The following is a 26,003-nucleotide window of genomic DNA, read 5'->3' as shown; positions in this document are numbered from 1 at the left end:
ACCGAGTTGAGATGAATTCGTGCGCCTGTTCCCAAACGTACGGAAGAGCCCGACTGCTCCATGAACCTTCCCCCCACGAAGTCCCCCGACACCCAGCCGATTCGTCTCAGAAGGCATACATGGTGAGTGTGCAAACGCCTCCCAATGGCCGTGAACTCTCCCTGGCGCGCGTGCTGTTGCTGCCCGCCATACTGATGGCCGCGGCGACCGCCGCCGCCGTCCTCCTGGTGGCGGGGCCCGCCCGGACCGCCGTCGGCGTGTGCGGGGCCGTCGGCACGCTGCTGGTGCTCGTGACGGCGGCGGAAGCGGTGCGCCGCGGCCGCAGGCTCCGGGACGCCCGGGCCGAGCACGCCCGTCACAGTGCGTATCTGGAACAGCGACTCACCACCTCCGACGAGGAGATCGAACGCCTCGGCAAGGAGGTCTTCCCGACCGCGCTGTACCGGCTGAAGGCCGGTGAGTCGCCCAAAGAGGTGATTCGCCAGGTCTTCGACCTCGACCCCCGGCTGCGCCACGCCCCCGAGTCGCAGCGCCGGCTGATCCGGATCATGCTCGACATCGTCGACGAGGAGGACCTCCAGCGGGACTCCCTGGAGCGCTCGTTCGTCAGCGTCGCCCGCCGCGTCCAGGCCATCGTCCACCAGCAGGCCCACGAACTGCGGGAGATGGAGGAGGACCACGGCCGCAACCCCGAGGTCTTCGACGACCTGCTGCGCATCGACCACGGCACCGCGCTGATCGGCCGCCTCGCCGACTCGGTCTCCGTGCTCGGCGGCGGCCGCCCCGGCCGCCAGTGGCCCAACCCCGTCGCCCTCTACAGCGTGCTGCGCGGCGCCATGTCCCGGATCCTGGAGTACCGGCGCATCGAGCTGCACTCCATCTGCCAGGTCAACATCAAGGGCACCTCGGTCGAACCGCTCATCCACGCGGCCGCCGAACTCCTCGACAACGCCACCCGCTACTCGCCGCCCTCCACCAAGGTGCACGTCACCGCCGTCGAGGTGCAGTCCGGCGTGTGCATCGAGATCGAGGACGCCGGCGTCAGTCTCAACGAGGAGGCCCGCGGCCGGATCGAGGGCATGCTGGAGAAGGCCAAGCAGGGCAAGGACATCCAGGTCCTCGGCGAGAACCCGCGCCTCGGCCTCTCCGTCGTCGGCCGCCTCTGCACGACGTACGACATGGACGTCTCGCTGCGCGCCTCGGCGTACGGCGGTGTCCGGGCCGTCCTCATCGTGCCCAGCGACATGATGACCACCGACCCGGCCCCCGGCATCGCCCACGGCATCGGCGCCACCGGCATTCCCAAGCCCGAACTGGGCGCCCTCGAAGGCCCCAAGCGGCCGCCCAAGAAGCGCCGGCCCACCAGCCCCCGGATCCCCGCCGGGATCTCCATGGAGGACGACGTCCCCGAGGTCACCGAGTGGACCGCCGGCGGACTGCCGCAGCGGCGCAGCCGGATGAAGATGCCGCTCAGCCAGCGGCTCGCCGAGCAGGCCGCCATCGAGCGCGCCGAACGCGAGGGCACCCCGACCATCTGGTCGCAGCACAAGGAGCCCGAACCCGAGCCGGAGCCCGAGCGCCGTGAGCCCGGCCTCTGGGTCGAGGCCTTCTGGGAGGGGCTCAAGAAGAACAACCCGGGTGTGCACCCCACCGACTTCACCCGGAACCCCACCAAGTACCTGCACCTGATCAACGATCCGGCCGGCCCCGAGGCCGACGACGAGGGGGATCTCAAGTGATCCAGCAGCGAGGCAACTTCGACTGGATGCTCAAGCAACTCGCCGACGGGGTACCGGGCGTCGAGATGATCGTCGTCCTCTCCGCCGACGGCCTGCGCATCGCCCGGCACGGCGGCGACCCCGACGCCGCCGACCGGCTCGCCGCGGCCTGCGCGGGCGTCCAGAGCCTGGCCGGCGCCGTCGCCCAGGAACTCCCCATCAGCAACGGGGACATGAACCTCGTCCTGATCGAGATCGACAGAGGCTACTTCTACCTGATGTCCGCCGGCGCCAACGCCTACCTCGCGGTGCTCGCCGACGTGACCTGCGAACCCGGCCGGATGAGCGAGATGATGCGCGACCTCGTCGTCCGCATCGGCGCCCATCTCACCAGTCCGCCCCGGCGGAACGGGCAGACCGTATGACTCCTCCGCAACGCAAACGCCGTCAGCCCCGGCCGGAACACCAGCCGCCGATGCCGTCCGTGCCGCCGGTCCCCGAGAGCGGCGGCGCGGACGGCGACAACGGCGGCAAGGGGGACGGCGACAACAAGAAACCCGAGCGGCTCTATGTGATCAGCGGCGCCGACGGCGCCCGGGCCGAGCTCGACCTGGTCACCTTAATCGTGGCGCGCGCCGACCCACCGCCCTCCGTCACCCCGGAGCAGGCGGCGCTGCTCCGGCTCTGCCTCGCCCCCCTGTCCGTGGCCGAGCTCTCGGCCTACCTCAACCTGCCGTTCAGCGCGATGACAGCGCTGATCACCGAGCTGATCACGGCCGAACTGGTCACGGCGCGCGCCCCGATCGTCCGCCAGGCGCTCCCCGACCGTTCACTCCTCGAAGCGGTGATGCATGGACTTCAAAAGCTCTGAGATGATCCCCGGCCCCCGCACCGAGGACCATCTGCCGCACACCGCCCAGGCCGCGGTGAAGATCGTGATCGTCGGCGGCTTCGGAGTCGGCAAGACCACCATGGTCGGTTCCGTCAGCGAGATCAGGCCGCTGACCACCGAGGAGACCATGACCCAGGCCGGCATCGGGGTCGACGACAACTACGGCTCCGAATCCAAGACCGCCACCACCGTGGCCATGGACTTCGGCCGGATCAGCATCACCGACCAGCTGGTCCTCTACCTCTTCGGCACCCCCGGCCAGGAACGCTTCTGGTTCCTGTGGAACGGCCTGTTCGAGGGCGCCCTCGGCGCGGTCGTCCTCATCGACACCCGGCGCCTGGAGGTCAGCTTCGACGTCATGGGGCGCCTGGAGGAGCGCGGCGTGCCGTTCGTCGTGGCCGTCAACTCCTTCCCGGACGCCCCCCGTTACCCCGTCGGGGAACTGCGCACCGCGCTGGACCTGTCGCCCGAGATCCCCATCATCGAGTGCGACGCCCGCCGCCGGGCCTCCAGCCGGGACGTCCTGATGACCCTGATGCGCTTCCTGCACTCGCTCGCCATGTCCGGCGCGCTCACCTGACACCTCTCCCCGGAGCGATCACTGTGACGCCTGAATCCCCCGTCCCGGCCGGCACCAGCACCGACCCGGCCCCACCGCCCGGCTGCCCGGCGCACGACCGCGGCCCCGGCGGACTGCAACGGCTCTACGGCGCCGACGCGGACCACCTGGGCGAGCTGTACGAGAAACTGCGCGAGGACCACGGCGCCGTGGCCCCCGTCCTGCTCCACGACGACGTACCGGTCTGGGTGGTCCTCGGGCTCACCGAGAACCTCCAGATGGTCCGGACCCCCGCCGTCTTCACCCGGGACAGCCGCATCTGGACCCCGCTGCGCGAGGGCATGGTCAAGCCCGACCACCCCCTCATGCCGCACATCGCCTGGCAGCCCATCTGCTCGCACGCCGAGGGCGACGAACACCTGCGGCTGCGGGCGGCGGTCCAGGGCGCCATGACCACCATCGACCACCGCAGCATCCGCCGCCTCATCGGCCGCTACACCCAGCTGCTGGTCAACGAGTTCTGCGAGAAGGGCCGCGCGGAGCTGGTCTCCCAGTACTCCGAGCACCTGCCGATGGCCGTCATGTGCGAACTGCTCGGCATGCCCGAGGAGTACAACGACCGGATCGTGGAGGCCACCCGGGACGCGCTCAAGGGCACCGAGACCGCGATCGCCAGCAACGAGTACGTCATGGGCTGCCTGACCCGGCTCACCGCCCGCCGCCGGGCCCGTTCCGAGGACGACTTCACCAGCCACCTCGTCAACCACCCGGCCGGGCTCAACGACGACGAGGTCGCCCAGCACCTGCGGGTCGTCCTCTACGCCGCCTACGAGACCACCGCGAACCTCCTCGCCAACGCCCTGCGCATGGTCCTCACCGAGCCCGGTTTCCGCGCCCAGCTCAACGGCGGCCAGATGACCGTGCCGGAGGCGATCGAGCAGTCCCTGTGGGACGAACCGCCGTTCAGCACCGTCTTCGCCTACTTCGCCAAGCAGGACACGGAACTCGGCGGCCAGCGCATCCGCAAGGGTGACGGACTGCTCTACGCGCCCGCCCCGGGCAACGTCGACCCGCGCGTCCGCCCCGACCTCAACGCCAACATGCAGGGCAACCGCTCGCACCTCGCCTTCGGCGGCGGCCCGCACGAGTGCCCCGGCCAGGACATCGGCCGCGCCATCGCCGACGTCGGCGTCGACCAGCTGCTCACCCGTCTCTCCGACATCCAGCTGGACTGCGACGAGGAGGAGCTGCGCTGGCGCGCGTCCATCGCCTCCCGGCACCTGGTGGATCTGCCGGTCCGCTTCGACCCGAAGCCGAAGCAGGACGTCACCCTCATGCCGAGCCCCGCGCTGGTCCCGCCGCAGCGCAGCGACTGGCAGCTCGGCACGGTCCGCCCGGCCTCCGCCCCGGCGACCCCGGAGCCGGTGGAGCCCCGTCCGGCTCCGGCACCCGTCGCCCCGCCCGCGCCCGAACCGGCGGCCGCCCCACGCGGCATCTGGCCGCGGCTGCGCCGCTGGTGGCTGGGCCGTTAGCGCTCCGGCCGACCGGCCCAGTCCTCGTACGACTCCCAGGCCCGCAGCGTGCGCCCGCTGACGAGCCGATGCTCCACCCCCGTGACCGGATCGGTGAACTCCAGCCGCCGCGCCAGCAGTTGCAGCGGCCGCCGGAAGTCACCGTCCGGCACGGGGCCGGTCACGACCGGATACAGCGGATCACCGAGAATCGGCACCCCCGACGCGCTCATATGGACGCGCAGTTGATGGGTCTGCCCGGTGTGCGGGGCGAGCCGGTACCGACCCAACGGGCCTCTGGTATCGGTCAGTTCGATCAAGGTCTCCGCGTTCACCGGCCCCTCGACCTCTCTGGCCGCCGGCACCCCGCGCTCCTTCAGGATGCGACTGCGCACGGTCCGGGGAAGCGCGAGCGAGGGATCGTACGACGCGATCGCCTCGTACTCCTTCCGCACCCGCCGCTCGCTGAACAGCGTCTGATACGCCCCCCGCTCCTCGGGCCGCACCGTGAACAGCACCAGTCCGGCCGTGAGCCGGTCCAGCCGATGGGCGGCCCCGAGCGAGGGAATCCCCAGCTCCCGCCGCAGCCGCGCCAGCGCCGTCTCCGTGACGTGACTGCCGCGTGGGGTGGTGGCGAGGAAGTGCGGCTTGTCGGCGACGACGATGTGCGAGTCGCGATAGACGACGTCGAGGAGGAAGGGGACGGGGACCTCGGGGGGCAGGTCGCGGTGGAACCAGAGGTAGAGGCCGGGCGTGTACGGGGCGCGGGCGCCGACCGGTCGTCCGTCAGCGCCCACGACGAGCCCCGAGTCCAACATCCCCGCGACGACACCGGGCCCGGCTCCGGAGAGCCTTTCGATCAGGTAGGCGCCGACAGTGGCCCACTCGTCGGAAAAGGGCAACCGCACCCGAACGGGGTCCACCCCTCGGCGCTGGGGGAGGGGAGAGGGCGGGGCAGGGGTCTTCCGTCTCATGTGCAGCCAAGGGTAGGCGCAGCGCCCCGCCAGGGGCGCTGGGGGTACCCCCGGCCGGAGGCTGGGGGAGGAACTGCGCGACCAGCCACAGACAACCGGCAGCCGACGTACTAGATGGCCTCGGATAGGGGAACGGCCGCCGGCTGCTCTGTACGCGTCAGCCTCCACACGGCCCCCAGCCCCACCGTCACGCCCAAGAACAGCACCGTGAACCACCGGAAGTACCAGTGACCCCCCGCCGGGTCGTACACCGCCCCCCGAGGCCACGCCAGGTTCACGGTCATCACCAGCCCGTACAGCAGCGCGACCGCGTTGACCGGCACCCCCCATCGCCCCAGCGAGAACAACGGCGCCCCGGTCTCGTCCGTCCCCTCGGCCCGGAACTCGCCCCGCAGCCGCCGTACCAGCAACGGCCCGGTCACCATCGCGTAGGCGAGATACAGCATCACGATGCACGTCGTCCCGATCGCCAGAAACGCGTCCGGGGAGACGAAGTTGAGCAGCAGCAGCGCGGCGGACAGCACCCCCACCACCACGGCCGGCGCACTCGGCATCCCGGTCCGCGGGTTCACCCGCGCCAGCCGGTCGGCGAACGGCAGTTGCCCGTCCCGCGCCATGGAGAACAGCATCCGGGAGGCCGCCGTCTGGATCGCCAGCGTCGCCACCGCGATCGCCACCACGACATCGGCCAGCAGCACCCGACCCACCCCGTCCCCGAGGCTGCTGGTCAGGACGTAGCTGAGCCCGTCCACCCCCAGCCGTCCGTCGGTGAGGCTGGGCGCGGCCAGCAGCCCGCCCAGCACCACGAGGCCGCCCAGCAGGCCCGCCGCCCCCAGCGCCGTGAGGATCGTGCGCGGAGCGGTACGCCGCGGCTGGTGCGTCTCCTCGCTCATCTCGCCCGCGCTGTCGAAGCCGATCATCACGTACGCGGCGGTGAACGAGCCGACCAGCAGCGCGCCCAGCAGGCCGCCCTCGGCCGCCGTCCCGGTGTGGAACGTGATGCCGGGGGAGCGCCGGGAGTGGGTGAGCAGCAGGACGACGATCAGGACCGCGCCGATGATCTCGGCGGTCACCCCGACCCGGTTGATCACGGACATCACCCGGTTGTCCATGACGTTCACGAGGGTGGTCAGGACCAGCAGGACGACGCCCAGCACCGCGGCGTTGGCGGCCCCGTCGGCCGAGGTCGGCGCCGCGTCCGTGCCGATCAGCTGGAAGCCGGACCAGAGCGCGGGCAGCACCATCTGCAGGGCCAGCGCGGCCGCCGCGACCACCACGATCTGCCCGATCACCATGATCCAGCCGGCGAACCAGCCGAACGCCGGGTTCGAGAGGCGGGAGGACCACTGGTAGATCGCGCCGGAGATCGGGTAGCGCCCGGCCAGTTCGGCGAAGCAGGCGGCCACCAGCAACTGGCCGATCAGCACGGCCGGCCAGGCCCAGAAGAAGACCGGGCCGCCGAACGCGTACCCGAAGGCGAAGAACTGGAAGACGGTCGTCAGTACGGAGATGAAGGAGAACCCGGCGGCGAACGAGGCGTACCGGCCGAGGCTGCGGTGCAGCTCCTGGCGGTAGCCGAACTCCTCCAGGGATTGGTCGTCGGTCTTCGTCAGTGAGCGGTCGTCGGTGGTGGTCACGGCGATACCTGCCTGTCAGGCGGATTTCCTGTCGAGCGACAGAAATTAGGGACGTGCTGTTTCCGCCGCGTCACACCGGCATGTCCGGGGCGGGCCCAAGTGCTCACGTCCTTGCGTGGCCGCTTCAGACGCGATACATCGTGTGTATTGACGTTCGTGTACGGTACGCGATATGTTCGGTCACGGATATTCGGAGACGAGGAAGGCGAGGTGAGTGTCGATGGCCGCCCGGCGCCGCAAGCTGAGCAATCCCCTGGCGCTCGCCGTGATGGTGCTGCTCGTCGAACGGCCGATGCATCCGTACGAGATCGCCCAGACCCTGCGCAGACGCGGCAAGGACGCCAGCCTGAAGATCAACTACGGCTCGCTCTACACCGTGGTGCAGAACCTGGAGAAACACGGCTTCGTCGAGGTCACGGACGTGGAGCGGCAGGGCAACCGCCCCGAGCGCACGCTCTACGGCATCACCGACGCCGGACGCGAGGAGACGGCCGAGTGGCTCTCGGACCTGATCGCCGTGCCCGCGAAGGAGTACCCCATCTTCGAGGCGGCGCTGTCGCTGATGGGGGTGCTCCATCCCGACGAGGTCACCCGGCTGCTGGAGGAGCGGCTCAAGACGCTCGACGTGCAGGCCGCCGGTCTGCGCGGTGGCCTCGACAAGCTGCGGGAGACGCTGCCCCGGCTCTTCGTCGTCGAGACCGAGTACCAGTTGCACATGGTCGAGGCGCAGGCCGAGTGGGTGCGCGGCTTCCTGGTGGAGCTGACCGAGGGCAGCTTCCCGGGTGTCGTGGACTGGCGCACCTTCCATGAGACGGGGGAGATCCCCGACGAGTACCTGAAGCTGGAGGCCGACTTCGAGCAGAAGCAGCACTAGCGAAAGAACCCCGGCAGAGCTGTTGCAGCAGCCCGGCCGGGGTCTCGAACCCCGAACCGAGACCCGCCGTGCGGCGGCTCCGGGCCATCGAGGTGCGGCACACCCAGGATAGCCCGGTGCTCAACGCGCGGATCCATCACGACCATCCGTCGATCATCCGCGATCATTCGCGTTTTCCTCAGGAGAGCAGCCGACATGAGCACCCGTGCGCCCGCAGTGCAGGCGCGCCAGCTGATCAAGACCTACCCGGGTGACGTCACCGCCCTGAACGGCATGGACGTCACCGTCGAACCCGGCATCGTCTTCGGGCTCCTCGGGCCCAACGGCGCCGGCAAGTCCACCACCGTCAAGATCCTCACCACCCTGGCCCGCCCCGACTCGGGCACCGCCACCGTGGCCGGCCACGACGTGCTGCGCCACCCGGACCGGGTGCGCCGCGCGATCGGCGTGGTCGCCCAGAACTCCGGTGCCGACCCGGTCGCCACCGGCCGGGAGAACCTCCGGCTCCAGGGCAGGCTCTACGGCCTGCGCGGTACCGCCCTCGACCGCCGGGTCGACGAACTGCTGGACCGCTTCAGCCTCACCGACGCCGCGAGCCGCCCGGTCAAGGGCTACTCGGGCGGGATGCGGCGCCGCCTCGACGTGGCCCTCGGCCTGGTCCACCGTCCCGAGGTGCTCTTCCTGGACGAGCCCACCACCGGCCTCGACCCGGAGGCCCGCACCGCGATGTGGGACGAGATCGGGCGGCTGGCGGGGGAGGAGGGGCTGACCATCCTGCTCACCACGCACTATCTGGAGGAGGCCGACCGGCTCGCCGAGCGGATCGCGATCGTCGACCGCGGCCGGGTCGTCGTCGAGGGCACTCCCGACTCCCTCAAGGGCGAACTGCGCGGCGACGCCGTCCACCTGGAACTGCGCGAGGCGCCCGGGGACGCCGGCCGCACCCTGCTCGCCGGCGCCCTGACCGGGCTGCCGGGGGTGCACGAGGTGCTGTTCGAGGGACGCCGGATCAGCGCCCGCGCGGACGACGGGGCCGCCGCCGTGCCCGCCCTGCTCGCCGCGCTGGAGCGGGCCGGGGTGACCGTGGCCGCCGCGACCGTCGCCCGTCCCTCCCTCGACGACGTCTATCTGCGCTATGCGGGCCGCCGCTACACGGAGGCCGACACCGCCGGGACGCTCGCCCTGACCGGAGGTGCGCGATGAGCGAAGCCCTGTCCCAGACCTGGTACATGACCCAGCGTCAGCTGCTGGTGTTCGCCCGTCAGCCCGCGTACGCGATCATCACCCTGATCCAGCCGGTGATCTGGCTGTTCCTGTTCGGCAGCCTCTTCAAGAAGGTCGTCGAGCTGGGCGGCTTCGGCACCACCTCGTACCTCGACTACCTGGTGCCGGGCGTGGTCGTGATGAGCGCCCTCAGCTCCAACATGTGGGCGGGCATGGGCACGCTGGAGGAGATCCAGCGCGGCACCCTCAACCGCTTCCTGACCACACCGGTCAGCCGGGCCGCGCTGATGAACGGCAACGTGGTGAACAACGGCCTGATCACCGCGGGACAGTCACTGATCATCGTGCTGCTCGGGCTGCTGGGCGGCGCCGACTACCCGGGCGGGATCGGGGGCATCGCGGTCCTGGTGGTGGCCGCCGTGCTGCTCGGCACCGTCTTCGGGGCGCTGTCCAACGCGCTCGGCATGCTGGTGCGGGAGCGGGAGTCGATCATCGGGATCAACACCTTCCTGCTGCTGCCGCTGACCTTCCTCTCCAGCGCCTTCATGGCGCCGTCCCAGATGCCCGGCTGGATACGGCACATCGCCGACTTCAACCCGCTCGACTGGGCGATGGTGGCGGGCCGTTCGGCGATGTCGGCGGACCCCGACTGGGGTGCGGTGCTCGGGCGTGGCGGGGCGCTGCTGGCGCTGGCGGTCGCGGCCGTGTGGCTGTCGATCAGGACGTTCCGGTCCTACCAGCGGTCGGTGTGAGCGGCCCCCACGGGTGACACGGTCCGGCGGCGCCCTCGGGTGCCGCCGGCCTCCGGGCCTTCGGGCCAGGCGGTCTCCGGGCGTTGGGGCCACGCGGTCTCCGGGCCTTGGGGGCCACGCGGCCTTCGGGCCGGGCTCACGGATTTCTCAGGCGGCGGCCGCCCCGCCGCTCTCCTGCTCCGCCTCGATACGGGCGTTCCACTCACGCTTGGAGGCCTGCCAGCCGTCCTCGTTGTGGCCCAGCCGCCAGTAGCCGGAGATCGACAGGTCCTCGCGCGGGATCTGGCGGTCGACGCGCAGCAGCGCCCGCAGCTCCTTCACGAAGCTCGCCTCGCCGTGGACGAAGGCGTGCACCCGGCCCTCCGGGAACTCCAGCGCCCGGACCGCCGCGACCAGGGCCTGGCCGACCGGCCGGTCTCCCCGGTGCAGCCAGACGACCGGCACATCGGAGTCGATCTTCTGCTCCTCCTCGGGGCCGGGCACCTCGATGAAGGCGAAGGCCTGCGACCCGGCGGGCAGGGACTCCAGGGAGCGGGCGATCGCGGGCAGCGCGCTCTCGTCGCCGGCGAGCAGATGCCAGTCGGCGTCGGTGTCGGGGGCGTAGGCACCGCCGGGACCCATGAAGCGCACGGTCTCGCCCGGCTGGACGCGGCACGCCCACGGCCCGGCCAGGCCCTCGTCGCCGTGCACGACGAAGTCCAGGGTCAGCTCACGGTGCTCGGCGTCCCAGGAGCGCACCGTGTAGGTCCGGGTCACGGGCCAGTGCTCGCGCGGGAACTCGGCGCGGATCCGCTCCAGGTCGAAGGGCTCCGGGTAGGTGACACCTTCCGGGCCGAAGAGGAGTTTGACGTAATGGTCGGTGCAGGTGTCCGCGGCGAAGCCGGCCAGTCCGTCACCGCCGAGGACCACACGCTGCATGTGCGGAGTCAGCCGTTCGGTGCGCACGACCTGGGCGGATTGGGGCTTACGCGGCTTACGACCCGGGCGCTCTGCCATGACCGGCCTCCCTGCTCCATTGGTTAGGTTTACCTAAGTTAGCACCTCGATCCCAGTTAACACCTCTTCCATGAACACTTGATGAGCGCGCTTTACCAGAACAATTCTCAGGCCGTCACCCGCCGAGTGTCACCAGCAGCCGGTTCAGCGAGCCGCCCAGGCCCCAGCGCGCCGACAGCGCGTCCAGCCGGGCCGCGTCGCGCGGGGCCTTCGGCAGCACGGTGTCCACGTCCGGCAGCGGTACGTCACCCGCGACCCGGACCACCTTCGGCGCCACGGCCACATACGGGCGGGCCTCGTCCAGCCGCTTGCGCTGCGACGGGGTGAGCTTCGCCTTCGGGTCGTCGACCGCGGCCATGATCCCGGCCAGGTCACCGAACTCGGCGAGCAGCTTGGCGGCCGTCTTCTCACCGATGCCCGGCACTCCCGGCAGACCGTCGCTCGGGTCGCCGCGCAGCAGCGCCAGATCCGCGTAACCGGGCCCGTCCACCCCGTACTTCTCGCGCAGCCACGCCTCGTCCGTCGTCTGCAGGGTGCCGACGCCCTTCAGCGGGTACAGCACCCGCACCCCGCGACCGTCGTCCACCAGCTGGTAGAGGTCGCGGTCGCCGGTGACGATGTCCACCGGGCCGTCGGCGCGCGCGGTGAAGGTGCCGATCACGTCGTCCGCCTCGTACCCGGCGACGCCGACCCGGGCGATCCCGAGCGCGTCCAGCACCTCCTCGATCACCGGCACCTGCGGGGAGAGGGTGTCCGGCACCTCCTCCTCGTCCGGTCCCGTCTCCCGCTCCTCGGCGACCCGGTGCGCCTTGTAGGAGGGGATCAGATCCACCCGCCACTGCGGCCGCCAGTCGGCGTCCATGCAGGCCACCAGCCGGTCCGGGCGGTGGTCCTTGACCAGCCGGTCGATGAAGTCCAGCAGTCCGCGCACGGCGTTGACCGGCGTGCCGTCCGGCGCCTTCACGGAGTCCGGGACGCCGAAGTAGGCGCGGAAGTACAGCGAGGCGGTGTCGAGAAGCATCAGTCGTGCGGTCACGCCACGCATCATGCCGTACCGCACTGACGGCGACCGGGTGCTCCACGACGGGTCGGGGGCTGTGGAGACCTCGTGACCTGGCCCACGTGCGCGTTTGACCTGCGCGGACCCGGGCAGGCGCGGCTTCTGTCCTGCGCCCCCGAGGCGCCGGGCCCGGTGTTTCCAGGGCCCCGCGCCCCCGAGAGAGAGGTTCGTGTGTCACCCAGGCTTGAGACCGAGCACCTGTACAAGGTGTTCGGCAGACGACCGGACGAAGCGGTGGAGCGGCTCCGCCAGGGCGCCGACCGGGAGGAACTGCGCGCCGACGGCACCACCGCCGCCGTGATCGACGCCTCCTTCCAGGTGGAGGCCGGCGAGATATTCGTCGTGATGGGCCTGTCCGGATCCGGCAAGTCCACCCTGCTGCGCACGCTCAACGGCCTGCTGGAGCCCACCGCGGGCCAGGTCCGCTTCGACGGCCAGGACCTCACGGCGCTCACCGACCGCGAACTGCGCGAGCTGCGCTCGCGGAAGATCAGCATGGTCTTCCAGCACTTCGCGCTCTTCCCGCACCGCAGCGTCCGCGACAACGCCGCCTACGGCCTGGCCGTGCAGGGCGTGCCCCGCGCCGAGCGCGACCGCCGCGCCGACGAGGCGCTCGCCCTGTGCGGTCTGGCCGGCTGGGAGGACTCCTGGCCCGACGAGCTGTCCGGCGGCATGCAGCAGCGCGTCGGCCTGGCCCGCGCCCTGGCCACCGACGCCGACCTGCTCCTCATGGACGAGTCGTTCAGTGCCCTGGACCCGCTGATCCGCCGCGACATGCAGGACCAGCTCCTGGAACTCCAGAAGACCCTGAAGAAGACCATCGTCTTCATCACCCACGACCTCAACGAGGCCATGCGCCTGGGCGACCGCATCGCCGTGATGCGCGACGGCCGGATCGTCCAGACCGGCACCGCCGAGGACATCCTGCTGCGCCCCGCCGACGACTACGTGGCCTCCTTCATCCAGGACGTCGACCGCTCCCGCGTCCTGACCGCCGCCGCCGTCATGGACCCCGAAGTCCGCGGCGACGAGGCGGACTGCGGCTGCGCCACCGCGACCCCCGACACCCCGTTCACCGAACTGTGCGCGCTCAGCGCCCGGTTGAGCCACCCGGTCGCCGTCCTCGACGCGGAGGACGCGGTCGTGGGCGTCGTACCGAGGCAGCGGCTGGTCGGCTTCCTCGCGGAGGCGGACGACGCGCCCGTGGTCTGCGACGGCGGAGAGCAGGTGACCGCCCGTGCCTAGGCTGCATCTCGGCGACTGGGTCGACTCCGGCGTCAACTGGCTCGTCGCGCACATGTCCTGGCTCTTCGACGCGATCCGCGCGGTCGTCGAGGGCATGTACGACGGTATCGACGGCGTCCTCACCGCCCCCGCACCCCTGCTGCTCGCGGGCATCCTCGCGGTGCTGGCCTGGTGGCTGCGCGGCGCCGGAGCGGGCGTCCTCGCCTTCGCCGGGTTCGCGCTCGTCGACTCCCTCGACCTGTGGGACCGGGCCATGTCCACCCTGGCGCTGGTCCTGGTCGCCACCGTGATCGCGCTGGTCATCTCGGTCCCGCTGGGCATCTGGGCGGCCCGCTCCAAGGCGGTCAGCGCCACCGTGCGACCGGTCCTGGACCTGCTCCAGACCATGCCGTCGATGGTCCTGCTGATCCCGGCCATCCTCTTCTTCGGTCTTGGCACCGCCGCCGGTGTGATCGCCACCCTGATCTTCGCGCTCGCCCCCGGCGTCCGCATGACCGAGCTGGGCATCCGCCAGGTCGACGCCGAACTGGTCGAGGCCGCCGAGGCGTTCGGCACCACACCCCGCGACACCCTGCTCCGCGTCCAGCTGCCGCTCGCGCTGCCCACCATCATGGCGGGCGTCAACCAGGTCATCATGCTGGGCCTGTCCATGGTCGTGATCGCCGGCATGGTCGGCACCGGCGGCCTCGGCGGCGCCGTCAACGAGGCCATCGGCCAGCTCGACATCGGGTTCGGCTTCGAGGCGGGCGTCGGCATCGTCGTCCTCGCCATCTACCTCGACCGGATGACCAGCGCGCTCGGCACCCAGCTCTCCCCGCTCGGCCGCCGGGCCGCCGCCAAGGTCCGCCCGACCCCCTGGACCTACCGCCCCCGCCCGGTGGTGGCCGTCGTCGGCGTGGTCGTCCTCGCCCTGGTCGCCGGCGGGATGGGCGTCTTCGGCTCCGCCTCCGACACCACGGACCAGGCCTCGGCCACCAATGTCGGCCAGGGCAAGGAGCTCAAGATCGGCTACATCCCCTGGGACGAGGGCATCGCCTCCACCTTCCTCTGGAAGGAGATCCTGGAGGAACGCGGCTACAAGGTGACCACCACCCAGTACGCGGCCGGCCCCCTCTACACCGGCCTCGCCACCGGCCAGCTGGACTTCGAGACCGACTCCTGGCTGCCCACCACGCACGCCGAGTACTGGAAGAAGTACGGCAAGCAGCTCGACGACCTCGGCAGCTGGTACGGGCCCACCTCCCTGGAGCTCACCGTCCCCTCGTACGTGAAGGACGTGAACTCCCTGGCCGACCTGAAGAACCACGCCGCCGAGTTCGGCGGGAAGATCGTCGGCATCGAACCCAGCGCCGGGATGATGGGCCTGCTCAAGACCAAGGTGCTCAAGGAGTACGGCCTCGACGGCACCTACCAGGTCGTCGACGGCTCCACGCCCGCCATGCTCGCCGAGCTGAAGCGGGCCTACGCCAAGAAGCAGCCCATCCTGGTCACGCTCTGGTCCCCGCACTGGGCCTACAGCGACTACGACCTCAAGAAGCTCAAGGACCCGCAGGGCGCCTGGGGCTCCGGCGACGGCGTGCACACCCTCTCCCGCAAGGGCTTCGCCGACGACAACCCGCAGGTCGGCAAGTGGCTGAAGGACTTCTCGATGACGGAGCGGCAGCTCACCGGCCTGGAGGCCGCCATCCAGAAGGCCGGCCAGGGAAAGGAGCAGGACGCGGTGCGCTCCTGGCTGAAGCGGAACCCCGCTCTCGTCGACAAGTGGGCGCCGGTCGGGACATGAGCCGCCGGGCGGGGTGTGGCGCACCCCACCCCGCCCACCCGGCACCGGTCCGGGCCCGGGGCCGTACGCTCTGACGCCCCGCCCCCGCGCGTTCCTGTGAGCACCCCGTGATCCGCCAGTTGCTGCCCCTTCTGCTGCTTCTGACGGCCGCGGTCACCGTCCCCCGGCTGTCGGAGGCGAGCCCGGACCCGGCCTCGGCGGCCACCGCCCGCTTCGAGGCGCTCGCCGGGGACGTGGGACGGGCCGACGGCGCGGTCTTCGACGCCCGGGACGACACCGGCCGCACCATGGACACCGCCGAGATCACCCCGGTGCCCACGGCGTACGGCGGCGGCTACCTCGCCGTCTACCACACCACCCTCGCCGACGGCCGCTTCCACACGGCCGTCGCCACCTCCACCGACCTGCGCGTCTGGACCCGCCGTCACGACTTCGGCGCCGGCACCAGCCAGCCCTCTCTGCACCCCGACGGCACCGGCGGATGGGTCCTCGCCTACGAAAAGGATCCGGCCAACCACATAGCGCTACGGCATTACCCAGACCTTGCCGCGCTGCTGGCCGGAAGGTCCGACCGCGCGTTCGACGCCCCCCGCACGCTGTCCGACTGCGCCGAGGGCACCCCGGACATCACCGCGGTCCGCGGCGACACCGTGGAACTGACCGGCCACTACCGCGCCGGCTGCGCCGTCGACCGCCAACTCCGCGCCACCCTGCGGGACTTCACGCGATGGCAGGCCCGCCCGGATCCCCGCCTGGACCAGGCACTCCTCGCCCGGGGCACCGGCGGGAACATCGGCGACCGCTCGCGCATTGAACTCATAGGGCGCCCTCTCGTCCTGATCGAGGGCCAGCGCCTGCGGAACGACTTCGGGAGCTGGTCGACGTATGCCTACGACCCCGCCTCCGGCCGGGCCGACCGGGTCGGCCTGCGCACCCCCGGCGGCAGCCGCGCCTTCGCCAATCCGTCGGCCGCGCTGATCACCGACCCCGACGGCCGTCCGGCCCTCCTGGTCAGCGTCTTCATCCCGAAGGAGGAGTCCGCGCCCGGAGAGTGCGGCGAGCTCGTGTACTGGCGCGAACTGTGAGGGTCGGGCTCACCGGACGTGACAGGGATGTGACGGCCGCCTGAAACGGTTTGCCGAACATGCGTAGGGTGCAGAGAACCCCTCAGGAGGGGCCCGGCCGCCGCCGGACACCCGAGGGACGGAACGACGAGCGAAGGAGGGAGCCGGAGCGATGGGCGACCACAAAGACCAGCAGCCCGTGCGGGTGGGCGCGGCAGTGCGACGGCGCCGCCGCTCGCTGGAGCTCACCCTCGCCGTCGTGGCCGAGCGCAGCGGCCTGTCGGTGCCCTTCCTGAGCCAGATCGAGAACGACAGGGCCCGCCCCAGCCGCACCTCCCTGGAGAAGCTCGCCGACGCCCTGCGCACCACCGCCGTCGAACTCCTCGCCGCCGCCGACCCGGCGTGCAGCGTGGACGTCGTACGCGCCGACGACGCCACCGAGCCGGACTTCGCCCCCCGGGTGCGCTCCCTGGTCCGCGGTCACCACCAGCTGCACGCCTCGGAGTTCACCGGCGACCACGACGCCGGCCGCGAATTCCAGCATCGCAACGACGAGTTGATGTACGTCGCCGACGGCGCGGTGGAGATCGAGGCCGAGGGCCGCGCCTACCGCCTCGGCCGCGGCGACACCCTCTACCTCACCGGCGGGGTCCGCCACCGCTGGCGGGCGACGGTCCCGGACACCAGGGTGATCGTGGTGGCGGTGGCGGAACACATCGAGGCGGTCCAGGACCGTCAGCGCTGATGCGGGTGGTCTCCCTGGTCCCGTCGCTCACCGAGACGGTGGCCGTGTCCGCGCCGGGAGTGCTGGTCGGCGCGACCGACTGGTGCAGCCATCCGGCCGACCTCGACGTCCCCCGTGTCGGCGGCACCAAGAACCCCGACCTCGACCGGATCCTCGCCCTCGCCCCCGACCTGGTGATCGCCAACGAGGAGGAGAACCGCGCCCCCGACCTCGACGCGCTGCGCGCGGCCGGGGTGAAGGTGCTGGTCACGGAGGTACGGGAGGTGCCCCAGGCCTTCCGGGAACTGGCCCGGGTGCTGGCCGCCTGCGGCGCGGACCCCCGCCCCCGCTGGCTCGCGGAGGCCGAGGCGGCCTGGTCGGCACCGGTGCCCGGCCCTCGTACGACGGTGGTCGTACCCATCTGGCGACGCCCCTGGATGGTCCTCGGCCGGGACACCTTCGCCGGCGACGTCCTGCACCGGCTCGGCTTCACGAACATGTACGCCACCCACGCCGAGCGCTACCCCCGTGTGCCGGTCGCGGAGCTGAACGACGCCTCCCCCGGCCTGGTCGTCCTCCCGGACGAGCCCTACCGCTTCACCAGCGACGACGGCCCGGAGGCGTTCCCCGGACTGCCCTGCGCGCTGGTCAGCGGACGGCACCTGACGTGGTACGGACCGTCGCTGGCGACGGCGCCGCGGGCGCTGGCCGGGGCGCTGCGAGCAGCTCGCCGCTGAGCAGGCCGCGCACGGTGCCGGACGCCGCCGCGAGCCAGCCGGCCACCAGCAGGCCGTACAGGCCGACCGCCAGCCCGTCGTAGGCGGCGAGGCCGGTGTGCCGGGCGAGGGCGGCCGCGCCGGTGACACAGGTGCCCACCGGGAAGGTGAACGACCACCAGGTCATCGCGAACCGCATACCGTGCCGCCGGGCCCGCACCACATGCGCGACCGCCAGCGCCAGCCACAGCAGCGCGAAGCCCATCACCGGAACGCCGTAGAGCACGGCGAGCAGGCCGAAACCGGCCGCGTAGGGGGCCGGTACGACCCCGGGCGCGAGGTCCGCGAACACGCCCACCGCCGTGGTCGACTGCCCGAGCGGCCCCAGCACCAGCAGGATCGTCGGGGTGAGCGCCGGCGGGAGCGGGCCGCGGGTGACCAGCCGGGCGAAGACCAGGGTCAGCATCAGCAGGGTGACCAGCAGGCTCATCCCGAACATCGCCACGCACGCGAACAGCAGGGTCTCGCGCGGCTGCCCCGCCGGCAGATGCGGTACGAGCTGCGGCCCGAGCGCCGCCGACACCATCGGCGCGACCAGCGGCAGCAGCCACGCCGGGGTGGCCTGACCGGGCTCGACCCGATGGCGTACGGCCAGCAGGTACGGCACGGCGACGGCGGCCGTCAGCCCGACGGCCGTACCGGCGACGAACAGCACGGCGTCGAGGACGACGGCCGCCGGCTCGCCGATCCAGTCCCGCCCGAGCGCGAGCGCACCGCCGCCGACGGCCAGCAGCGCCATCGAGAGGCAGCCGTAGAAGGGGGCGACCGCCGGATCACGCAGATGGGTGAGGGCCTGGTCGCGGTGGTAGGTCCAGTGCAGGGCGCGGGCGACCAGCAGGACCAGAAGCTGCAGCAGGGACAGCACCCAGAGGCCGACGAACAGCTCCCGCGGGCCGCCGCCACCGAGCGCGGCACCGCCGAGGGCGAGGGCCGCGGTGCCCATGACGGAGGCGTACCAGTTGGGGCCGAGATACCGGACTGCGGTGACCATGGCTCCACGGTCCCGCCGACCCGCGCCCGCGACCAGGGAGTGCTGTTCTATGGGGGCATAAGCTGGTCTTATGAGCCAGGCGGAGGAACGGGCGGGTGGTGGTGGCACGCTGGCGCACCGGGTGCCGGATCTCGGGGCGCTGGAGCTGCTGCTGGCGGTGGCGCGGCTGGGCAGCCTCGGGGCGGCGGCGCGGGAGGTCGGCATCACCCAGCCGGCGGCCAGCAGCCGGATCCGGTCGATGGAACGGCAACTGGGCGTGGCCCTCGTCGACCGCTCGCCGCGCGGCTCCCGGCTCACCGAGTCCGGGGCGCTGGTGACCGACTGGGCGCGGCGGGTGGTGGAGGCGGCGGAGGCCTTCGACGCGGGGACGCAGGCGCTGCGGCACCGGCGGGACTCCCGGCTGCGGGTCGCGGCGAGCATGACCATCGCCGAGTACCTCCTGCCGGGCTGGCTGCTCGCGCTGCGCGCCCAGCGCCCCGACACGGCGGTGTCCCTGCTCGCGGGCAACTCGGCGGCGGTGGCCGAACGGCTGCTCGCCGACGAGGCTGACCTGGGCTTCGTGGAGGGGCTGACCGTCCCGCCGGGCCTGGACTCCGCGGTGATCGCCCATGACCGGCTGATCGTCGTCGTCGCCCCCGCCCACCCGTGGGCCCGCCGCCGACGCCCGCTCGCCGCCGAGGAGTTGGCCGCCACCCCCCTCATCCTCCGCGAACGCGGATCCGGGACCCGCCAGGTCCTCGACGTCGCGCTGGGCGGCCTCGCCCGCCCGCTGATCGAACTCTCGTCGACCACCGCGGTCAAGGCCTCGGCGGTCAGCGGCGCGGGCCCTGCGGTACTGAGCGAACTGGCCGTCGGGGAGGAACTCGCCATGCGGCGACTGGTGAGCATCCCGGTAGAGGGCGTCGCACTCCGCCGCGACCTCCGCGCGGTCTGGCCGACGGGGCACCGCCCGACGGGCCCGGCCCGAGAGCTGCTGTCCCTGACCCGGGGGTGATCGCCGCCCACCCACCACCCGACTCGGTCGGTTGAGAGGCCGAGGCGGGAAAGCCGGGGGCGAAGGGGGGGGGCGGGTGGTCGGTGGTGGGGTGAAAAATGCGTGGCGGTGGGCGGTGAGGCGGCTCCACCATCCCCTCATGACCCTTCCCGTCGCCCCGCCCGCCGAAGGTGCCCGTACGCCCTGGGAAGCTCTGCCGGGGCCGGTCCGTGACGCTGTTGCCGAGTTGCTCGGCGGTGGGCCGGTCGTGCATGCCGTCACCCAGGCCGGAGGGTTCTCGCCGGGTGTCGCCGCGAGGATCCGTACCGCCGGACATCGCACCGGGTTCGTGAAGGCGGTCAGTGCCGAGGTCAACGCGGACAGCCCCGCTCTGCACCGCGCGGAGGCGCGGAACGCCGCTGCCCTGCCGGCTGCCGTGCCTGCGCCTCGCCTGCTCGGCAGCTATGACGACGGCACCTGGGTGGCGCTGGTCTTCGAGGAGGTGGACGGGCGTCAGCCGCACATCCCGTGGCGGGCGGACGAGCTGCGGCGCGTCCTCGACGCCGTCGGCACCCTCGGTCGTACGCTCACGCCGTCCCCCGTCGAGGCCCCGCCCGCCGCCGAGCACCTCGCGGACACCTTCGACGGCTGGCGCAGGCTCGTCGAGGGCCCGGACGGAGCCGTCGGTCGGCTCGACGGCTGGACCGTCTCCCGCCTGGACGACCTGGTTCGTCTCGCCGAGCCCTGGCCCGGGGCCGTCGGCGGGGACACCCTCGCCCATGCCGACCTGCGCGCCGACAACATGCTGCTGACGGCGGACGGGGGAGTCGTCTTCGTGGACTGGCCGCATGCCGTGCGGGCCGCGCCGTGGTTCGACCTGCTGGTGATGCTGCCGTGTGTGCGGGCTCAGGGCGGGCCGGACCCGGAGGAGGTGTTCGGCGCGCATCCGCTCGGCCGGGAGGCCGACCGCGACGCCGTCACCGCGGCGCTGGCCGCGCTCGCCGGGTTCTTCCTGGAGCACTCGGTGCGGCCCGCGCCGCCCGGCCTGCCCACCCTGCGCGCGTTCCAGCGCGCGCAGGGCGACGCGGCGCTGGAGTGGCTCAGGACGCGGCTGTGACCAGGGCGCGCATGACCCGCAGGTCCTCGCCCATCTCCGGATGCCACTGGACGCCGAGGACCCAGCCGCGGTCGGCGGGGAGCTCGATCGCCTCGATCGTGCCGTCGTCCGTGGCGTGCGCGGAGGCCAGCAGGCCCTCGCCGAGGCGGTCCACGGCCTGGTGGTGGAAGGTGGGGACGGAGGTCTCGTCAGGGACCGTCCCGGCGTACAGGGTTCCGGGGACCGGCTTGACCGGGTGGCTGCCGAAGACGCCGGGGACCTCCGCGTGGCCGTCGATGTGCTGGACGAGGGTGCCGCCCAGGGCGACGTTCAGCAGCTGCATGCCGCGGCAGATGCCGAGCAGTGGTATCCCCGCCGCCAGCGCCGCGTCGATCAGGGCCAGCTCCCAGGCGTCCCGGGCGCGGGCCGGGCGGCCGGTGCGGGGGTCGGGCTCGGCGCCGTAGCGGACCGGCTCGACGTCCGGGCCGCCCGCGATCACCAGGCCGTCCAGCCGGGCCACCGTCGCCGCCGCGAGCCCGGGATCGTCCGGGGGCAGCAGGGCCGCGAGGCCGCCGGCCCGCTGGACCAGGCGCGGATAGCCGGCCGGCAGCAGGGCCGCCTCCAGCTCCCAGGCACCCCAGCGGGCACCGGCCTCCAGATACGTGCTCACGCCGATCAGCGGCCGTCCGGTCATGGGCCCCTCCCGTGTCACAAAGGTGTTCGTGCGTACCTTTATGACACGCCGATGGGCCGTTACGCCAGAAAGCCCCGCAGCAGCGCCGCCGTCCCCGCGCAGTGCTCCCGCATCATCTCCCGGGCGCCGTCCGCGTCCCCGTCCAGCACCGCCTCCACCAGCGCGATGTGCTGGCGCTGGGAGTGCTCCAGGTTGCGCACCAGGAGCGGGATGCAGTCGAGGAGGTCGTTGACCGTCGCCCGTACCGCCGCGTACTGGGCGGTGAGCGAGGGGGAGCCGCACAGCTCGGCGATCGTGAGGTGGAGGAGGGTGTCCAGGCGGCGGTAGTCCGCGAGCGGGGCCTCGTGGGTGCGGGCGAGGGCCTCGCGGAGGCGGCCCGCCTGCTCGCCGGTCAGACCGTGCGCCGCGCACAGCCCGGCCGCGCCCACCTCAAGCACTTCCCGGAAGCGCAGCACGTCCTCGATGTCCACCTCGGTGATCCGGCGCCGCAGCTCGTCCTCGCCGCCCGCGTCCGCGCGCGGCAGCACGAACGTGCCGCCGTACCGCCCGCGCCGGGACTCCACCAGACCCTGGTCCTGGAGCACCTTGAGCACCTCGCGCAGCGTCACCCGGCTGATTCCCAGCCGCTCCGCCAGCTCCCGCTCGGCGGGCAGCCGTTCGCCGCCCGGGACCAGCCCCAGCCGGACCACCTGGAGGATCTGCTCCAGTGCCTCCTCGAAGCCGTTGCCCGCCCGCACCGGTCGCAGCACCGGAGTCAACGGGTCGTCGAGGGCGCCGTCCGCGTCCAGCGACATATGGCCGTACCCCCTTCCCAAGCAATGGTTCTCACCAATACCTTAGAGCCCCCGCCCCGGCCGCAGAAGCACGGCACCCTCGTGAAAGAAGCCGAAGGAGCTCCCCCGTGGCAGACCGCACACCCCCGCTGAGCATCGAGGAACTGCACGCCCTCGTCGCGAGCGGTGAGATCGACACTGTCGTCCTCGCCTTCCCCGACATGCAAGGGCGACTGCAGGGCAAGCGGTTCTCCGCCCGCTTCTTCCTGGACGAGGTCCTGCACCACGGCACCGAGGGCTGCAACTACCTCCTCGCCGTCGACACCGAGATGAACACCGTCGACGGGTACGCGATGTCCTCCTGGGACCGCGGGTACGGCGACTTCGCGATGCGCCCCGACCTGTCCACCCTCCGCCGTGTGCCCTGGAACGCGGGCACCGCCCTGCTCGTCGCCGACCTCGCCTGGAACGACGGCTCCCCGGTCGTCGCCGCGCCCCGCCAGATCCTCCGCCGCCAGCTGGAGCGCCTCGCCGAACTCGGCTACACCGCACAGGTCGGTACGGAGCTGGAGTTCATCGTGTTCAAGGACACCTACGAGGCGGCCTGGGACGCGAACTACCGGGGGCTGACCCCGGCCAACCAGTACAACATCGACTACTCGGTGCTGGGGACGGGGCGGATCGAGCCGCTGCTCCGCCGGATCCGCAACGAGATGGCGGCGGCCGGACTGACCGTCGAGTCCGCCAAGGGCGAGTGCAACCCCGGGCAGCACGAGATCGCCTTCCGCTACGACGAGGCCCTGGTCACCTGCGACCAGCACGCCGTCTACAAGACCGGCGCCAAGGAGATCGCCGCCCAGGAGGGCGTCTCCCTCACCTTCATGGCCAAGTACAACGAGCGGGAGGGCAACTCCTGCCACATCCACCTGTCGTTGACGGACGCGGACGGCCACAACGTCTTCGCCGCCCCCGACGGACCCGGCATGTCCGACGTGATGCGGCACTTCCTCGCCGGACAGCTCGCCGCCCTCCGCGACTTCTCCCTCCTCTACGCCCCCAACATCAACAGCTACAAGCGGTTCCAGCCGGGCTCCTTCGCCCCGACCGCCGTCGCCTGGGGGAACGACAACCGCACCTGCGCGCTCAGGGTCGTCGGCCACGGCCGCTCCCTGCGCTTCGAGAACCGCCTGCCCGGCGGCGACGTCAACCCGCACCTCGCCGTCGCGGGACTGGTCGCGGCCGGGCTGTACGGCATCGAGCAGAAGCTGGAACTGCCCGAGGCCTGCCCCGGCAACGCCTACACCGCCGACTTCGCCCACGTCCCGACCACGCTCCGCGAGGCCGCCGAGCTCTGGGAGAACAGCCCCATCGCCAGGGCCGCCTTCGGCGACGAGGTCGTCGCGCACTACCGCAACATGGCCCGCGTCGAACTGGAGGCCTTCGACGCCGCGGTGACCGACTGGGAGCTGCGCCGCTCCTTCGAACGCATGTGAGGCACCACTTGTCGCAACCGTACGAACTCGACGTCCTCAACCCGGCCACGGAGGAGGTGATCGCGACCGTCCCGGGAGCCGTGGAGCAGGACGTGGACACCGCCGTACGACGGGCCGCGCACGCCCAGGAGCGGTGGGCCGCGCTCGGACCCGGCGACCGGGCCCGGCTGTTGCGCCGTTTCGCCGTCGTCGTCGACGAACACCGGGAGGAACTGGCCAGGCTGGAGGTCCGGGAGGCCGGGCACACCGTCGGCAACGCCCGCTGGGAGGCCGGCAACGTCCGCGACCTGCTCGACTACGCGGCCGGGGGAGTGGAGCGCCTGACCGGCCGCCAGATCCCGGTCCCGGGCGGCCTCGACGTCACCCTCCTCGAACCCCTCGGGGTGGTCGGCGTGATCGCCCCCTGGAACTTCCCGCTGCCCATCGCGGCCTGGGGTACCGCCCCCGCGCTGGCCGCGGGCAACGCGGTGGTCCTCAAGCCCGCCGAGACCACCCCCCTCACCGCCCTCCGCCTCGCCGAACTCGCCCTGGAGGCGGGCCTGCCCGAGCACCTCTTCCAGGTGCTGCCCGGGCGCGGCGACATCGCGGGCGAGGCGCTCGTGCGGCACCCGGGCGTCGCCAAGATCGTGTTCACCGGCTCCACCCGGGTCGGCAAGCGCATCATGGCGCTCTGTGCCGACCAGGTGAAGCGGGTGACCCTCGAACTCGGCGGCAAGAGCCCCAACCTCGTCTTCGCCGACGCCGACCTGGAGGCCGCCGCGGCCGCCGCCCCCATGTCCTTCCTGGACAACTCCGGACAGGACTGCTGCGCCCGCACCCGCATCCTCGTCCAACGCCCGGTCTACGACCGCTTCCTGGAACTCCTCGCCCCCGCCATCGAGTCCGTCACCGTCGGCGACCCGGCCGACGAGACCACCGACATGGGCCCGCTGATCTCCCGGGCCCAGCTGGAGCGGGTCCGCTCGTACGTCGACGCCGACGCGCCGGGCATCCGGGGCAAGGCCCCCGAGGGCCCCGGCTTCTGGTTCCCGCCGACCGTCCTCACCGGCGTCGACCCGCACGCGCGGGTGGCCGTCGAGGAGGTCTTCGGACCGGTCGCCGCCGTCATCCCCTTCGACGACGAGGCCGAGGCCGTCCGGCTCGCCAACGGCACCGAGTACGGCCTCTCCGGCTCCATCTGGACCCGGGACGTCGGCCGCGCGCTGCGTGTCTCGCAGGCCGTCAAGGCCGGCAACCTGTCCGTCAACTCCCACTCCAGCGTCCGCTACTGGACCCCCTTCGGCGGCTTCAAGCAGTCGGGGATCGGCCGTGAACTCGGCCCGGACGCCCTCACCGCCTTCACCGAAACCAAGAACGTCTTCATCAGCACGGAGGGCTCCGCACAGTGACCGACACCCCAGTTTGCCGACGCCTGGTCGGCCGTACGGCCGTCATCACCGGAGCCGGCAGCGGCATCGGCCTCGCCACCGCGCGGCGGCTCGCCTCCGAGGGCGCCCACGTCGTCTGCGGCGACGTCGACGAGGCCCGCGGCAAGGCCGCCGCCGAGGAGGTCGGCGGGATCTTCGTGAAGGTCGACGTCACCGACGCCGAGCAGGTCGAGGCGCTGTTCAAGACCGCCTTCGACACCTATGGCAGCGTCGACATCGCCTTCAACAACGCCGGTATCTCGCCGCCCGACGACGACTCCATCCTGGAGACCGGACTGGAGGCGTGGAAGCGCGTCCAGGAGGTCAACCTCACCTCCGTCTACCTGTGCTGCAAGGCCGCCATCCCCTACATGCGGCAGCAGGGCAAGGGCTCCATCATCAACACCGCGTCCTTCGTGGCGAGGATGGGCGCGGCCACCAGCCAGATCTCCTACACCGCGTCCAAGGGTGGCGTTCTGGCCATGTCCCGGGAACTGGGCGTGCAGTTCGCCCGGGAGGGCATCCGCGTCAACGCGCTGTGCCCCGGACCGGTCAACACCCCCCTGTTGCAGGAGCTGTTCGCGAAGGACCCCGAGCGGGCCGCCCGCCGGCTGGTGCACATCCCGCTCGGCCGGTTCGCCGAGGCCGAGGAGATCGCCGCCGCCGTCGCCTTCCTGGCCAGCGACGACTCCTCCTTCGTCAACGCCAGCGACTTCCTCGTCGACGGCGGGATCTCCGGGGCCTACGTCACACCCCTGTAGGAGCCGCGCCAACTCCCGTCCTACAGT

25 protein-coding genes are annotated in these 26,003 nt (G+C 72.0%); 18 read left to right on the top strand and 7 right to left on the bottom strand.

Annotated elements, in window-relative coordinates:
* Positions 1-119: 119 nt before the first annotated feature.
* The 5 genes from ACFZDK_RS16800 to ACFZDK_RS16780 are packed head-to-tail and all read left to right on the top strand — an operon-like array spanning position 120 to position 4,701.
* Positions 120-1,739, top strand: a complete 1,620-nt coding sequence (locus ACFZDK_RS16800) for an ATP-binding protein (RefSeq protein ID WP_390973143.1) — start codon at positions 120-122, stop codon at positions 1,737-1,739.
* Entirely contained in the window at positions 1,736-2,143 is a 408-nt protein-coding gene (locus ACFZDK_RS16795; RefSeq protein ID WP_046726726.1) for a roadblock/LC7 domain-containing protein, read from the top strand. The genes ACFZDK_RS16800 and ACFZDK_RS16795 overlap by 4 nt, the downstream gene beginning before the upstream one ends.
* A complete protein-coding gene (locus tag ACFZDK_RS16790) occupies positions 2,140-2,589 on the top strand; it encodes a DUF742 domain-containing protein (RefSeq protein ID WP_390973141.1) in 450 nt (149 codons plus the stop codon). Before ACFZDK_RS16795 ends, ACFZDK_RS16790 begins: the two co-directional genes overlap by 4 nt.
* Positions 2,570-3,190 (top strand): ATP/GTP-binding protein, encoded by a 621-nt coding sequence (locus tag ACFZDK_RS16785; RefSeq protein ID WP_390973139.1) that lies wholly within the window; start codon positions 2,570-2,572, stop codon positions 3,188-3,190. The genes ACFZDK_RS16790 and ACFZDK_RS16785 overlap by 20 nt, the downstream gene beginning before the upstream one ends.
* 23 nt (positions 3,191-3,213) lie before the next feature.
* A complete protein-coding gene (locus ACFZDK_RS16780; protein ID WP_390973137.1) occupies positions 3,214-4,701 on the top strand; it encodes a cytochrome P450 in 1,488 nt (495 codons plus the stop codon).
* On the opposite strand, the gene ACFZDK_RS16775 is transcribed toward ACFZDK_RS16780, so the two are convergent.
* Positions 4,698-5,654 carry a pseudouridine synthase gene (locus ACFZDK_RS16775; protein ID WP_390973135.1) on the bottom strand — a complete coding sequence of 319 codons (957 nt, stop codon included), beginning with the start codon at positions 5,652-5,654 and terminating at the stop codon, positions 4,698-4,700. The genes ACFZDK_RS16780 and ACFZDK_RS16775 overlap by 4 nt on opposite strands.
* Positions 5,655-5,764: 110 nt before the next feature.
* Complete coding sequence (locus tag ACFZDK_RS16770) at positions 5,765-7,291, bottom strand: amino acid permease (protein WP_390973133.1); 1,527 nt, start codon at positions 7,289-7,291, stop codon at positions 5,765-5,767.
* Positions 7,292-7,511: 220 nt separating this feature from the next.
* On the opposite strand from ACFZDK_RS16770, the gene ACFZDK_RS16765 reads away from it, so the two are divergent.
* The 3 genes from ACFZDK_RS16765 (at position 7,512) to ACFZDK_RS16755 (ending at position 10,141) form a co-directional block, all read left to right on the top strand.
* Positions 7,512-8,165 carry a helix-turn-helix transcriptional regulator gene (locus ACFZDK_RS16765; RefSeq protein WP_390973131.1) on the top strand — a complete coding sequence of 218 codons (654 nt, stop codon included), beginning with the start codon at positions 7,512-7,514 and terminating at the stop codon, positions 8,163-8,165.
* A gap of 195 nt (positions 8,166-8,360) precedes the next feature.
* Positions 8,361-9,368 (top strand): ATP-binding cassette domain-containing protein, encoded by a 1,008-nt coding sequence (locus ACFZDK_RS16760; protein WP_390973129.1) that lies wholly within the window; start codon positions 8,361-8,363, stop codon positions 9,366-9,368.
* Positions 9,365-10,141 carry an ABC transporter permease gene (locus ACFZDK_RS16755; protein WP_390973127.1) on the top strand — a complete coding sequence of 259 codons (777 nt, stop codon included), beginning with the start codon at positions 9,365-9,367 and terminating at the stop codon, positions 10,139-10,141. The genes ACFZDK_RS16760 and ACFZDK_RS16755 overlap by 4 nt, the downstream gene beginning before the upstream one ends.
* A gap of 147 nt (positions 10,142-10,288) precedes the next feature.
* Here the strand turns inward: ACFZDK_RS16755 and ACFZDK_RS16750 are convergent, their stop codons facing one another.
* A complete protein-coding gene (locus tag ACFZDK_RS16750; protein WP_390973125.1) occupies positions 10,289-11,137 on the bottom strand; it encodes a siderophore-interacting protein in 849 nt (282 codons plus the stop codon).
* 115 nt (positions 11,138-11,252) lie between these two features.
* On the bottom strand, positions 11,253-12,182 hold the full coding sequence (locus ACFZDK_RS16745) for a 5'-3' exonuclease H3TH domain-containing protein (protein WP_390973429.1): 930 nt from the start codon (positions 12,180-12,182) through the stop codon (positions 11,253-11,255).
* Between the two features lie 186 nt (positions 12,183-12,368).
* On the opposite strand from ACFZDK_RS16745, the gene ACFZDK_RS16740 reads away from it, so the two are divergent.
* The 5 genes from ACFZDK_RS16740 to ACFZDK_RS16720 all read left to right on the top strand — a co-directional run bounded on the left by ACFZDK_RS16740 (position 12,369) and on the right by ACFZDK_RS16720 (position 17,750).
* The gene (locus ACFZDK_RS16740) at positions 12,369-13,442 is read left to right on the top strand and encodes a betaine/proline/choline family ABC transporter ATP-binding protein (protein WP_390973123.1); all 1,074 of its coding nucleotides are present in this window, start codon (positions 12,369-12,371) and stop codon (positions 13,440-13,442) included.
* A complete protein-coding gene (locus tag ACFZDK_RS16735; protein ID WP_390973121.1) occupies positions 13,435-15,225 on the top strand; it encodes a glycine betaine ABC transporter substrate-binding protein in 1,791 nt (596 codons plus the stop codon). The genes ACFZDK_RS16740 and ACFZDK_RS16735 overlap by 8 nt, the downstream gene beginning before the upstream one ends.
* A 107-nt stretch (positions 15,226-15,332) precedes the next feature.
* Complete coding sequence (locus tag ACFZDK_RS16730) at positions 15,333-16,310, top strand: hypothetical protein (RefSeq protein ID WP_390973119.1); 978 nt, start codon at positions 15,333-15,335, stop codon at positions 16,308-16,310.
* 151 nt (positions 16,311-16,461) lie between these two features.
* Positions 16,462-17,034, top strand: coding sequence for a helix-turn-helix domain-containing protein (locus ACFZDK_RS16725; protein ID WP_390973117.1), 573 nt, complete (start codon positions 16,462-16,464; stop codon positions 17,032-17,034).
* Entirely contained in the window at positions 17,034-17,750 is a 717-nt protein-coding gene (locus ACFZDK_RS16720; RefSeq protein WP_390973115.1) for a helical backbone metal receptor, read from the top strand. Before ACFZDK_RS16725 ends, ACFZDK_RS16720 begins: the two co-directional genes overlap by 1 nt.
* Here the strand turns inward: ACFZDK_RS16720 and ACFZDK_RS16715 are convergent.
* Positions 17,662-18,780, bottom strand: a complete 1,119-nt coding sequence (locus tag ACFZDK_RS16715) for a TDT family transporter (protein WP_390973113.1) — start codon at positions 18,778-18,780, stop codon at positions 17,662-17,664. The genes ACFZDK_RS16720 and ACFZDK_RS16715 overlap by 89 nt on opposite strands.
* 70 nt (positions 18,781-18,850) lie before the next feature.
* On the opposite strand from ACFZDK_RS16715, the gene ACFZDK_RS16710 reads away from it, so the two are divergent.
* On the top strand, positions 18,851-19,774 hold the full coding sequence (locus ACFZDK_RS16710; RefSeq protein WP_390973111.1) for a LysR substrate-binding domain-containing protein: 924 nt from the start codon (positions 18,851-18,853) through the stop codon (positions 19,772-19,774).
* Between the two features lie 139 nt (positions 19,775-19,913).
* Positions 19,914-20,870: an aminoglycoside phosphotransferase family protein gene (locus ACFZDK_RS16705; RefSeq protein WP_390973109.1), complete on the top strand. Its 957-nt coding sequence runs from the start codon at positions 19,914-19,916 to the stop codon at positions 20,868-20,870.
* Here the strand turns inward: ACFZDK_RS16705 and ACFZDK_RS16700 are convergent.
* Both ACFZDK_RS16700 and ACFZDK_RS16695 read right to left on the bottom strand, forming a co-directional pair.
* Positions 20,854-21,543 carry a gamma-glutamyl-gamma-aminobutyrate hydrolase family protein gene (locus ACFZDK_RS16700; RefSeq protein WP_390973107.1) on the bottom strand — a complete coding sequence of 230 codons (690 nt, stop codon included), beginning with the start codon at positions 21,541-21,543 and terminating at the stop codon, positions 20,854-20,856. The genes ACFZDK_RS16705 and ACFZDK_RS16700 overlap by 17 nt on opposite strands.
* Positions 21,544-21,602: 59 nt before the next feature.
* Entirely contained in the window at positions 21,603-22,337 is a 735-nt protein-coding gene (locus tag ACFZDK_RS16695) for an FCD domain-containing protein (protein ID WP_390973105.1), read from the bottom strand.
* 107 nt (positions 22,338-22,444) lie between these two features.
* Between ACFZDK_RS16695 and ACFZDK_RS16690 the strand changes: the two genes are divergently transcribed.
* The 3 genes from ACFZDK_RS16690 to ACFZDK_RS16680 are packed head-to-tail and all read left to right on the top strand — an operon-like array spanning position 22,445 to position 25,976.
* Positions 22,445-23,809, top strand: coding sequence for a glutamine synthetase family protein (locus ACFZDK_RS16690; protein WP_390973103.1), 1,365 nt, complete (start codon positions 22,445-22,447; stop codon positions 23,807-23,809).
* A gap of 8 nt (positions 23,810-23,817) precedes the next feature.
* Entirely contained in the window at positions 23,818-25,197 is a 1,380-nt protein-coding gene (locus ACFZDK_RS16685; protein ID WP_390973101.1) for an aldehyde dehydrogenase family protein, read from the top strand.
* Positions 25,194-25,976, top strand: a complete 783-nt coding sequence (locus ACFZDK_RS16680) for a 3-oxoacyl-ACP reductase (RefSeq protein WP_355710942.1) — start codon at positions 25,194-25,196, stop codon at positions 25,974-25,976. Before ACFZDK_RS16685 ends, ACFZDK_RS16680 begins: the two co-directional genes overlap by 4 nt.
* Positions 25,977-26,003 lie beyond the last annotated feature (27 nt).

The organism is Streptomyces sp. NPDC007901 (assembly GCF_042959465.1).
GTDB lineage: Bacteria > Actinomycetota > Actinomycetes > Streptomycetales > Streptomycetaceae > Streptomyces.
This window is presented reverse-complemented; position numbering and strand designations above follow the sequence as displayed.

Bases quoted from the DNA above. Each gene is read 5' to 3' on its own strand.
- ACFZDK_RS16800 (WP_390973143.1), top strand. From the start codon at position 120: ATGGTGAGTGTGCAAACGCCTCCCAATGGCCGTGAACTCTCCCTGGCG.
- ACFZDK_RS16790 (WP_390973141.1), top strand. From the start codon at position 2,140: ATGACTCCTCCGCAACGCAAACGCCGTCAGCCCCGGCCGGAACACCAG.
- ACFZDK_RS16785 (WP_390973139.1), top strand. From the start codon at position 2,570: ATGGACTTCAAAAGCTCTGAGATGATCCCCGGCCCCCGCACCGAGGAC.
- ACFZDK_RS16775 (WP_390973135.1), bottom strand. From the start codon at position 5,654: ATGAGACGGAAGACCCCTGCCCCGCCCTCTCCCCTCCCCCAGCGCCGA.
- ACFZDK_RS16765 (WP_390973131.1), top strand. From the start codon at position 7,512: ATGGCCGCCCGGCGCCGCAAGCTGAGCAATCCCCTGGCGCTCGCCGTG.
- ACFZDK_RS16760 (WP_390973129.1), top strand. From the start codon at position 8,361: ATGAGCACCCGTGCGCCCGCAGTGCAGGCGCGCCAGCTGATCAAGACC.
- ACFZDK_RS16755 (WP_390973127.1), top strand. From the start codon at position 9,365: ATGAGCGAAGCCCTGTCCCAGACCTGGTACATGACCCAGCGTCAGCTG.
- ACFZDK_RS16750 (WP_390973125.1), bottom strand. From the start codon at position 11,137: ATGGCAGAGCGCCCGGGTCGTAAGCCGCGTAAGCCCCAATCCGCCCAG.
- ACFZDK_RS16745 (WP_390973429.1), bottom strand. From the start codon at position 12,182: ATGCGTGGCGTGACCGCACGACTGATGCTTCTCGACACCGCCTCGCTG.
- ACFZDK_RS16725 (WP_390973117.1), top strand. From the start codon at position 16,462: ATGGGCGACCACAAAGACCAGCAGCCCGTGCGGGTGGGCGCGGCAGTG.
- ACFZDK_RS16720 (WP_390973115.1), top strand. From the start codon at position 17,034: ATGCGGGTGGTCTCCCTGGTCCCGTCGCTCACCGAGACGGTGGCCGTG.
- ACFZDK_RS16715 (WP_390973113.1), bottom strand. From the start codon at position 18,780: ATGGTCACCGCAGTCCGGTATCTCGGCCCCAACTGGTACGCCTCCGTC.
- ACFZDK_RS16710 (WP_390973111.1), top strand. From the start codon at position 18,851: ATGAGCCAGGCGGAGGAACGGGCGGGTGGTGGTGGCACGCTGGCGCAC.
- ACFZDK_RS16705 (WP_390973109.1), top strand. From the start codon at position 19,914: ATGACCCTTCCCGTCGCCCCGCCCGCCGAAGGTGCCCGTACGCCCTGG.
- ACFZDK_RS16700 (WP_390973107.1), bottom strand. From the start codon at position 21,543: ATGACCGGACGGCCGCTGATCGGCGTGAGCACGTATCTGGAGGCCGGT.
- ACFZDK_RS16695 (WP_390973105.1), bottom strand. From the start codon at position 22,337: ATGTCGCTGGACGCGGACGGCGCCCTCGACGACCCGTTGACTCCGGTG.